This is a genomic window from Bradyrhizobium sp. 23, assembly GCF_023073295.1.
GTDB classification, from domain to species: domain Bacteria; phylum Pseudomonadota; class Alphaproteobacteria; order Rhizobiales; family Xanthobacteraceae; genus Bradyrhizobium; species Bradyrhizobium canariense_D.
On record NZ_JADPJF010000124.1, the window covers coordinates 25,978 to 36,055 of the forward strand.

Sequence of the window (10,078 nt, forward strand, 5' to 3'; positions counted from 1 at the left end):
CCATGTCATCCACATGGAGGTTGGCCAGCCCGCCGCCGGCGCGCCTAAGACCGCGATTGCAGCCGCCCATGTGGCGCTCGAGGCCGGGCGGATCGACTATACCTCAGCGCTCGGCATCCCCTCCTTGCGCGAGCGCATCGCGCGGCATTATCGCGATGCCTATGGCTGTGACGTCAGCCCCGAGCGGGTCGTAGTGACCACCGGCTCCTCCGGCGGGTTCATTCTGGCTTTCCTGGCGATGTTTGAGCCGGGCGACCGCGTTGCCGTGACGGTGCCGGGTTATCCGCCGTACCGTCATATCCTTACCGCGCTCGGCTGCGAGCCGGTGCTGATCGAGACCACGAACGAGACCCGCCATGCGCTGACGGGCGAGGCGCTGCTGGCCGCCCATCGCAAGGCGCCGCTGAAGGGCGTGCTGGTCGGCAGTCCCGCCAATCCGACCGGGACGATGATGTCCCGCGAGGCGCTCGCCGGCCTGATCGCTGCGGCGGAAGACGCCGGCATCCGTTTCATCTCGGACGAGATCTATCATGGGCTCGACTACGCGTTTCCCGCCGTGACGGCTGCGGCGCTGTCGGACCACGCGCTCGTGATCAACTCGTTCTCGAAGTATTTCTGCATGACGGGCTGGCGCGTCGGCTGGATGGTCGTGCCCGAGATTCTGGTGCGGCCGATCGAGCGGCTGCAGCAGAACCTGTCGATCTCGGTGCCGTCGCTGTCGCAGATCGCGGCCGAAGCGGCCTTCGACGGCGCGGCCGAGATGGAGGAGATCAAGCACGGCTATCAGGAAAACCGGCGCATCCTGATCGAGGGATTGCCCAAGGCCGGCCTGACCAGATTTCTGCCGGCCGACGGCGCGTTCTATCTCTATGCGGACGTCTCGGATTTCACCTCCGACAGTTTCGAGTTCGCCAAGCAGATGCTCGAACAGGCCCATGTCGCGGTCACGCCGGGCCTCGACTTCGATCCCATCCATGGTCGTTCATTCATACGGCTCTCTTATGCGCGTTCGGCTGCGGAGATGCGGGAAGCAGTTGACCGGATCGCTCACTGGCTTAAATAGCCGCCAGTTTTCGCCAGCCTTCTGGAGTGCAACTTGTCTGACCGTTCCGTCCCCTCTACCGCCACGCATTCTCCTCTCGCCGCATTGATGTGGCCGATCCGGCCGGGTGAAACCGTCGGCGCCTTGCGCGCTGTCGTGCTGATTGCGCTCGGCACCGCCTTAATGGCGCTGTCAGCCAAGGTGAACCTGCCGCTGCCTTACGTGCCCATGACATTGCAGACGCTGGTCGTGTTGATGACCGGCGCCGCCTATGGCTGGCGGCTTGGCAGCGCAACCATGATCGCCTACCTCGCCGAGGGTGCAATGGGCCTGCCGGTGTTCGCCGGCCCTGTCGGTGGAATTGCACCGCTGGTGGGCCCGACCGCGGGCTATCTGTTCGGCTTCATTGGCGCCGCCTTCGTCACCGGCTGGCTCGCCGAGCGCGGCTGGGATCGCAGCGTAACGCTGCTGTTTGCGGCCATGGCGGCCGGCCACATCCTCATTCTGGCCGCGGGCTTTGGCTGGCTGGCCTTCGGTCTCGGCCTGGGTGCCGCAAAGGCGTGGCAGGTCGGCCTGATGCCGTTCGTTGCGGCGTCGCTGGTCAAGAACGCGCTGGGCGCGACGTTGATGCCGGCGATACGCCGGGTGGTCGATCGCGGGTAAAGCGCGCAATATCGAGCAGTTCCGATTGACAGGGCCGGCCAAGTTGATCTTGGCTGGCCTGGCGTTTTGAGGGGGAGTGAAACAATGACGACGACAACGATGGTGGGGGCGCCGGTCGCGCCGCCCGCCGCCAAGCCGTGGTACAAGGTACTTTATATCCAGGTGCTGATCGCGATCGTGCTCGGCGCCATCGTCGGCTGGCTCTGGCCGTCGGTCGCCACCAATGAGTGGATCAAGGCACTCGGCGACGGCTTCATCAAGCTGATCAAGATGGTGATCGCGCCGATCATCTTCTGCACCGTTGTCTCGGGCATCGCCCATATCCAGGACGCCAAGAAGGTCGGCCGCATCGGCGTCAAGGCGCTGGTCTATTTCGAGATCGTCTCGACCTTCGCACTGGTGATCGGCCTAGTCATCGGCAATCTGGTGAAGCCGGGTGCGGGCTTCGGCGGTGCCGCCGCCAATGCGCAGGCCGTCGCCAACTACGCCAAGCAGGCCGAAGGCCAGAAGTCGGTCGACTTCGTGCTGCACATAATTCCGGACACCGTCGTCGGCGCCTTCGCGCAAGGCGAGATCCTGCAGGTGCTGCTGTTTTCGGTGCTGTTCGGCTTCGCCATCATGGGGCTCGGTGAACGCGGCCACACCATCCGCTCGTTCATCGACGACGCCGCGCATGCGGTGTTCGGCGTCATCTCCATCGTGATGCGCGCAGCCCCGATCGGTGCCTTCGGCGCGATGGCCTACACCATCGGCAAGTTCGGCACCGGGGCGATCCTCAACCTGGTCGGCCTGATCGCGACGTTCTACCTGACCGCGGCGCTGTTCGTATTCGTCGTGCTCGGAATCATCGCGCGCTTCGCCGGCTTCTCCATCTTTAAGTTCCTCGCCTACATCAAGGACGAGCTGCTGATTGTGCTCGGCACCTCGTCCTCGGAAAGCGCGTTGCCGTCCTTGATGGAAAAGCTCGAGCGCCTCGGCTGCTCCAAGTCGGTGGTCGGCCTCGTGGTGCCCACGGGCTATTCGTTCAATCTTGACGGCACCAACATCTACATGACGCTGGCGACGCTGTTCATCGCGCAGGCGCTGGGCTTCGATCTCACCTTCGGCCAGCAGCTCACCATCCTGGTGGTGGCGATGCTGACCTCGAAGGGCGCCTCCGGCATCACGGGCGCGGGCTTCATCACGCTGGCGGCGACGCTCGCCGTGGTCGATCCGCGCCTCGTGCCGGGCATGGCGATCGTGCTCGGCATCGACAAGTTCATGAGCGAGTGCCGCGCGCTGACCAATCTGTGCGGCAATGGCGTTGCCTGCGTGATCGTCGCCTGGTGGGAGGGCGAGCTCGATCGCGACAAGCTCAACGCCAACCTCGCCCGGCAGATCGATCCGACCGACATGGAAACGGCGGTCACGACGGATTGATCTGCATGTGACGGTGCCGAGCGCCGTCAGATGTTGAAATAATAGGGCTGGTCGAGATCCTCGATCAGCCCTTTTTCTTTCGCTGCGAGGGCTTAGAACCGCTCCGGCCGGTACGGCGTGGGATCGATCGCGGGCGTTTTGCCGCTCATCATCTCCGCGAGCAGGCGGCCGGTCGCGGGTCCAAGCGTAAAGCCCTGGTGGCCGTGGCCGAAGTTCATCCAGAGGCCGGCATGGCGTGGGGCAGGGCCGAGCACCGGCAGCATGTCGGGCGTGCAGGGGCGGGTGCCGAACCATGGGTCGGGCTCGACCCGCTTGCCGAGGTCGATCAGCTCGCGCGCGGAAGCTTCCGCGCTGGCGAGCTGCACGGGCGTTGCGAGCGCGTCCAGGCCGGTCAGCTCCGCGCCGGTGGTGATGCGGATACCCTTCGCCATCGGACCCATGGCGTAGCCACCGGCCTTGTCGACCAGCGGCAGATCGAGCGAGGCGCCGCCGCTGTAATGCATGTGGTAGCCGCGCTTGCGCACCAGCGGGATGCGATAGCCGAATTTGAGCAGGAGATCGGGCGACCACGGCCCGAGCGTCACGACGGCGTGGGCGGCGTCGACGCGCCCATGGTCTGTCTTGACCGACCAGCCGGTGGCGGTCTGATGAAGGCTTTGGGCATCACCGAGCACGATGGTGCCGCCGAGGCGCTCGAACAGATCGGCATAGGCCGTGACCAGCGCGCCGGGATCGGACACGGTCCAGGTGTCGAGCCAATGGATCGCGCCGGGCAGGTCGTCGCGCAGGACAGGTTCGGCCTTGGCGAGCTCGGCGCCCGAGAGCGCACGAAACCTCACGCCGAATTCGCGCTGGTCTTCTTCCGCCGCCTTGACGGCGAGATCGAACGAAGCTGCGTCGCGATGCAGGTGCCGGTATCCCGCGCGGCGGATCAGATTGTCGGCGTGGGCTTCGCGAATGAGGATGTCGTGCTCCGCCGTCGCGTAGGCGATCAGCCGCGCCCAGGCGTCGATCGCCTCACGATGCCGCTTCGGCGCCGAATGCCACCAATAGCGAAGCAGGGGCTCGATATGGAGATGAAGCGAAGACAGGCTGTAACGCACGTCGTTGGTGCGGCCGGTCGCGATCTTCAGGAGCGTGGCGAGGTCGCGCGGCATCGGGTAGGGGCGCACCGCTTCCGCCTGGATCATGCCGGCATTGCCGTAGCTGGTCTCTCGGCCCGGCTCTCTGCGGTCGATCAGCGTGACGGACCAGCCACGCTGCTGCAGGTGCAGCGCCGCGCTGACGCCGATCATGCCGCCGCCGAGGACGATCGCGCTTTGCATTGAACTGACCTCGCCAAATCAAAACCGCCCGGTTTGGCCGGGCGGTTTCAACTATCTTGTTGCTCTATTCGCCGCCGCCGAAGCGGCGGGACCACCAGCCGGCACGACGCGGTGCGGGCGAGGTTTCGCTTGCCGCTGCGGGCGCGGGCTCCGGAGCGGGTGTGGGCGGGGCAACCGGCTCGGCCGCCTGTGCAACCGGTGCCGGTTCACTCTGGCTGCTCGACAGGAAGCTCACCTTTTCCCGAACCGTCGAACGGCGTCGTGCAGCCTTGTCGTCCGCGTGCTCCTCGTCCGCGGCCGAAGGAGCCGGCTCAGGCTGGGCCGTTGCTTCAATCCGTGCTTCGGCCCGCGGCTCAGGCTGGGTGACCTGAGGTTCTGACGTGTGCTCGGCCTGCGCGATCGAGGGCGCTGCCTCGCCGCCAAAACCGTCGAAATCGGCGACTGCGTTGGTGGCTTCCGACGGCGCATTGGCACTAAGCTCGTCGCTGATGGAGCCGGCGAGACCTTCCTCGCCAGGACCGCGACGGCGGCGGCCACCACGGCGACCACGCCGGCGACGGCGATCGGCGCTGCCCTGCTGCTCGCCACGGGCTGCCTGTTCCTCGCCTTCCTCGCCTTCCGGTTCGGCCTCGGCATCCTCTTCGCCTTCGCCGGCCGCCATGGCCGTCTCGGCAATAGCGGGCGCGCCATCCTCGCGCGTCTCCTCGTCCCGCGGACCACCGCGACCGCGGCGGCGACGGCGACGCTTGCGGCGCTGGCTGTCCTGCTCGGTAGCGGCGTCGCCTGCGGTCTGCTCCTCGATGAGACCTTCGGTCTCCTCGGTCTCGACCTCGGATTCGCTCTCCGGATCGAACTCCTCGTCGTCATAGGCCTCTTCGACCAGGGGCGGCGGGCTTGCGGCCGCCTGGGCCGCCAGCAGAGCCTTGGCGGCTTCCAGCGTATGCACCTGCTCGCCGCGGTCGATGACATAGGCCTGCGGTCCGCTGACGCTCGGGTCGGCGATGACCGACAACGTGACCTTGAAGCCGTTCTCAAGGTCGCGCAGATGGCCGCGCTTGTGGTTCAGCACATAGAGCGCGACGTCGGTGCGGGTGCGGACCACGAGGTTGTGGGTTGCGCCCTTCATCAGGATCTCTTCGAGGCCGCGCAGCAATTGGAGCGCAACCGAGGACACCGAGCGGACATGGCCGGTGCCGCCGCAATGCGTGCAGGGATCGGTTGAGGATTCCAGCACGCTAGCGCGGATGCGCTGGCGTGACATCTCGAGCAGGCCGAAATGCGAGATGCGTCCGACCTGGATCCGCGCGCGGTCCTGCCGGAGGCAATCGGACAGCTTGCGTTCGACCGCGCGGTTGTTGCGCTTCTCGTCCATGTCGATGAAGTCGATGACGATCAGGCCGGCGAGGTCGCGCAACCGAAGCTGACGCGCAACCTCCTCGGAGGCCTCGAGATTGGTCTTGAGCGCGGTATCTTCGATATGATGCTCGCGCGTCGAACGGCCGGAGTTGACGTCGATCGAGACCAGCGCTTCGGTCTGGTTGATCACGATGTAGCCGCCGGAGCGCAACTGTACGGTCGGCGAGAACATCGCATCCAGCTGGCTTTCGACGCCCATCCGCGAGAACAGCGGCTGGCCGTCGCGATACTGCCTCACCGCGCTCACATTGGCGGGCATCAACATCTTCATGAAGTCGCGCGCTTCGCGATAGCCGGCATCGCCCGCCACCTGGATCTCGTCGATCTCCTTATTGTAGAGGTCGCGCAGCGAGCGCTTGATCAGCGAGCCTTCCTCGTAGACGAGGGTCGGGGCCTGCGACTTCAGCGTCATGTCGCGCACCGTCTCCCACATGCGGATCAGGTACTCGAAATCGCGCTTGATCTCGGGCTTGGTGCGGGCGGCACCCGCCGTGCGCAGAATGATCCCCATGCCCTCGGGCACGTCGAGATCCTGCACCACTTCCTTCAGGCGCGAACGGTCCTGCGCGCTCGTGATCTTGCGGCTGATGCCGCCGCCGCGCGCGGTGTTCGGCATCAAGACGGCATAACGGCCGGCGAGTGAGAGGTAGGTCGTCAGCGCCGCGCCCTTGTTGCCGCGCTCTTCCTTGACGACCTGCACCAGCATCACCTGGCGACGCTTGATGACTTCCTGGATCTTGTACTGGCGGCGGGGACGGAAGGTGCGCTCCGGCACTTCCTCCAGCACATCGTCGCCGCCGACGGATTCAACGACGTCCTCTTCGGCTTCCTCGTCGTCCTCGTCTTCGTCGTCATCCTCGGCCGTCGCTTCGGAGTCGTGATGCGGAGCCTGCGCACTCTCGCCCGCGGCGTACACGGCGTCGGCAGGCTCAGCAGCCGATGTCACGGCCTCGGCAAGATCGTCGGCGTGTGCGTCGGAGGCAAACTCCTGCGGCTCGGCAACGGCCTCGGTGGCGACCGCGGGCTCGGCGCCGATCGCTGCGACAGGCGCCGGTGTCTCGTCGGCATGATCATGGTCGTGATGATCGTGCTCGCCATCATGATCGTGGTCGTGATGTTCGTGCACGTGATGATCGTCACCATGGGCATGATGATGGTCGTCGTGGTCATGCCCCTCGTGGTCATGTGCTTCGTGGCCGTGATGATCGTGGCCTTCGTGCTCGCCGTGATGCTCTGCGTCGGCGTGCAGGTGCTCGCCCTCGTGCGAAGCGCCCTCAGGCAGGGCCTCGCCCTGGACCTGCCGGGCCGCGGGATCGCCTTCGACGACCTCGCTGCGGACGCGCTCGCCATGGCTACGGCGGCGGGAATTGCGGTGGCGGGAGCGGCGGCGGCCCTGGGAGCGGTTCTCGCTCTCTTCCTCGGCCTCGCGATGGGCCTGCTCCTCGGCTTCGATCAGCGCCTGCCGGTCGGCAACCGGGATCTGGTAGTAGTCGGGATGGATTTCGCTGAAGGCGAGGAAGCCGTGGCGGTTGCCGCCATATTCGACGAAAGCGGCCTGGAGCGAGGGTTCGACCCTTGTGACCTTGGCGAGGTAGATATTCCCGCGCAGTTGCTTGCGTTGCGCGGTCTCGAAATCAAACTCTTCGACGCGATTGCCGCGGACCACGACGACCCGGGTCTCTTCCGGGTGGGTGGCATCGATCAACATCTTGTTGGGCATGTCTTAACTCTTGGCGGCGGCGGGCGCGATTCACCGTGGGCGCCATCAGCGCTGCCGGGTGACGCGACGGTCCACCTGATTCGGGGGTGAGGGGAAGGCCGAAACACCGTCTCTCGCGCCTTGCCGAACCGAAAGCCGGAGGACCGAAGCGGCGCGCGGAATTGTCACTCCGCAGCGTCGCGAATGGTCCTTCAGAATTGGTCGGCACAGTCTGGCGCATCAAGCGTCGGCCCGTATGAAACATTGGGCGGCGGGGCCGCCCCTCAATCAGTTGCTGTTGGCCAGGCATGGCGCGAGCGCGCTCGCCTTGGGGTATTACAAACCGCTCCCTTGGGATTAAGGGACCGGGTAACGGGTTGCGCCGCTGTCAGAACCGTCCCGGAAACGTGTTGGTAACCGAGGACCGTTCCGCCGCCGGGGCTTGCCCCGCTCCACCTTGCTGCCGCGCACCGCGCTGGACTTAGAGGGGAACGGAAAAACGCTGGAATTCCCAAACCTTGAGAGTTCCGGCGCTGCACCGGGAGGCTGAATGCGACACAACCGGAAATATCGGCCGTCAGCATTCCGTACATACGTGGATTGGGCCATCCGTGCAAGGAGCGTCGCACGGCGGTCACAGTCAGCGAGTTTCGCGTGTCCGTCATTAAGGATCGTTTAACCCTGTGGTTCTATTGCGTTAAAGAGGCTGCTCGGAGGCACGGAATCGGTGGCGAGCCGCGCAAATCAAAGGATCCTGCTGGGATGCGTGCTGCTCTGCGCGGCGGCATTGCCGTGTGCTGATTCCTCGCGCCTGAAGGCCGCGGAAAGTCAGCCTCAACTCCCTGTTGCATCAGCGAATTTCCCAACGGCCTGGGCCGCCCGACTGGCCGGGGACGGCAGGCAGACTCGCTTTGTCCTCGACATCGATCAGACCGTTAGCTTCCGCGCAGTCACTCTGGCCGACCCGTATCGGGTGGTGGTTGACGTTCCCCAGGTCAATTTTCAACTTCCCGCCGGGACCGGGTCCGGCGGACGCGGACTGGTCAAGGCCTTCCGCTATGGGCTTGTGATGCCCGGCGGCTCCCGAATCGTGTTCGACCTGACGGGCCCGGCCAAGATCGCCAATTCCTACGTGGTGGAGGCTGCCAACGGCCAGCCGGCGCGGCTGGTGCTCGAAATGGAGGAGGTCGAGCGCACCGCCTTCGTGCCGTCGCTGGCTCCGGAAAACCGTCCTGAGCTGCGGCCGGCTATTGCCGATCCGCCGCCCGCGACGGTTCCCGCATCTGCCCACCCTGAAGCCGGGCAGAAGGCCGATGGCCGCGCGGTCGTCGTCATCGATCCCGGCCATGGCGGCATCGACAACGGCACGCAGTCGAGCGGCGAGAGCGAGAAGAATCTGGTGCTGGCCTTTGGCCTGGCGCTGCGCGAACGGCTGGAAAAGACCGGCAAATATCGCGTGGTGATGACCCGAGACGACGACACCTTCATCCCGCTCAACGACCGGGTCAAAGTCGCCCGCAGCCTCAAGGCGGCGTTGTTCGTCTCGATCCATGCCGACGCGCTGCCGCGCGCCGAGGGCGATGCGCAGGGCGCGACCATCTACACGTTGTCCGACAAGGCCTCCGACGCCGAGGCGCAGCGGCTGGCGGATGCGGAAAACCGGGCGGACGCCATCGCCGGCTTCAACCTCGCGGAGGAGCCGACCGATGTCGCCGACATCCTGATCGATCTCACCCAGCGGGAAACCCGTACCTTTTCAAGCCGTTTTGCTCGCCTGTTGATGGGCGAAATGAAGTCGACGGTGCGGATGCACAAGCATCCCCTGAAGTCAGCCGGCTTCCGGGTGCTGAAGGCGCCCGACGTGCCGTCGGTCCTGGTCGAGATCGGCTATGTCTCCAACAAGGGCGACCTCGAGCATCTGGTCTCCGAGGGATGGCGGTCGCGTGCCGTGGGCTCGATGGCGCAGGCGATCGACGGGTTTTTGGCCAAACGGATGGCCACGGCCGGATCGTCGAATTGACGACCGGGCGATCGTCCAGTTGACGACCCGGGGATCGTTGAATTGAGAGTGATTTTCCGTCCCGCCGCAAAAGCCCTAGTTTGGCCACAGCGGGCGCTTTATAAAAACGCCGCAGGGGGTTCCGGAATCGGCGAGAATCCCGCTCGGCAAGCGCCTTGAGTCCGGCACTAATAGTATTGAGTAAAGCCGGTGAATTCGCGATGGTTTGGTGCCTGTTTCTGGTGCCAGGGCTGATCTTGGGCTGATCCAGAGTTTGAACGGATAAACAGATAATGCGCTTGCTGGTGCGGTTCATGGGCTTCCTGTTCGCCGCGGGAACGGTGTTGTTCCTTGTCGGGGTGGGTGCCGTCGCAGGCCTGATCTGGCATTTCTCCAAGGACTTGCCTGACTACTCTCAGCTTCAGGATTACGAGCCGCCGGTAATGACCCGCGTGCACGCGACCGACGGCTCGCTGCTCGGCGAATACGCCAAGGAGCGGCGGCTGTACCTGCCG

At 65.3% G+C, this 10,078-nt stretch carries 8 protein-coding genes; 6 read left to right on the plus strand and 2 right to left on the minus strand.

The features are described from left to right. The 3 genes from IVB32_RS29285 to IVB32_RS29295 all read left to right on the plus strand — a co-directional run. Nucleotides 1–1,063: aminotransferase class I/II-fold pyridoxal phosphate-dependent enzyme (locus IVB32_RS29285; RefSeq protein ID WP_247412179.1), on the plus strand; the 1,063-nt coding region annotated here is incomplete at its 5' end. An 87-nt stretch (nt 1,064–1,150) separates the two neighbouring features. Then, nucleotides 1,151–1,705 carry a biotin transporter BioY gene (locus IVB32_RS29290; protein WP_247371181.1) on the plus strand — a complete coding sequence of 185 codons (555 nt, stop codon included), beginning with the start codon at nt 1,151–1,153 and terminating at the stop codon, nt 1,703–1,705. Nucleotides 1,706–1,789: 84 nt separating this feature from the next. After that, the gene (locus tag IVB32_RS29295) at nt 1,790–3,124 is read left to right on the plus strand and encodes a dicarboxylate/amino acid:cation symporter (RefSeq protein WP_018454476.1); all 1,335 of its coding nucleotides are present in this window, start codon (nt 1,790–1,792) and stop codon (nt 3,122–3,124) included. 92 nt (nt 3,125–3,216) lie between these two features. Here the strand turns inward: IVB32_RS29295 and IVB32_RS29300 are convergent, their stop codons facing one another. Together IVB32_RS29300 and IVB32_RS29305 are read right to left on the minus strand one after the other, a co-directional pair. Next, complete coding sequence (locus IVB32_RS29300; protein ID WP_247297415.1) at nt 3,217–4,449, minus strand: FAD-binding oxidoreductase; 1,233 nt, start codon at nt 4,447–4,449, stop codon at nt 3,217–3,219. A gap of 64 nt (nt 4,450–4,513) precedes the next feature. Further along, nucleotides 4,514–6,991: an Rne/Rng family ribonuclease gene (locus tag IVB32_RS29305; RefSeq protein WP_346283657.1), complete on the minus strand. Its 2,478-nt coding sequence runs from the start codon at nt 6,989–6,991 to the stop codon at nt 4,514–4,516. Between IVB32_RS29305 and IVB32_RS43150 the strand changes: the two genes are divergently transcribed. The 3 genes from IVB32_RS43150 to IVB32_RS29315 form a co-directional block, all read left to right on the plus strand. Beyond that, nucleotides 6,932–7,675: a hypothetical protein gene (locus IVB32_RS43150; protein WP_346283658.1), complete on the plus strand. Its 744-nt coding sequence runs from the start codon at nt 6,932–6,934 to the stop codon at nt 7,673–7,675. The genes IVB32_RS29305 and IVB32_RS43150 overlap by 60 nt on opposite strands. Before the next feature lie 616 nt (nt 7,676–8,291). Then, the gene (locus IVB32_RS29310; RefSeq protein ID WP_247297412.1) at nt 8,292–9,584 is read left to right on the plus strand and encodes an N-acetylmuramoyl-L-alanine amidase; all 1,293 of its coding nucleotides are present in this window, start codon (nt 8,292–8,294) and stop codon (nt 9,582–9,584) included. Nucleotides 9,585–9,856: 272 nt separating this feature from the next. After that, nucleotides 9,857–10,078 (plus strand): hypothetical protein (locus IVB32_RS29315; protein ID WP_247412180.1); only part of this gene is annotated, 222 nt, incomplete at its 3' end.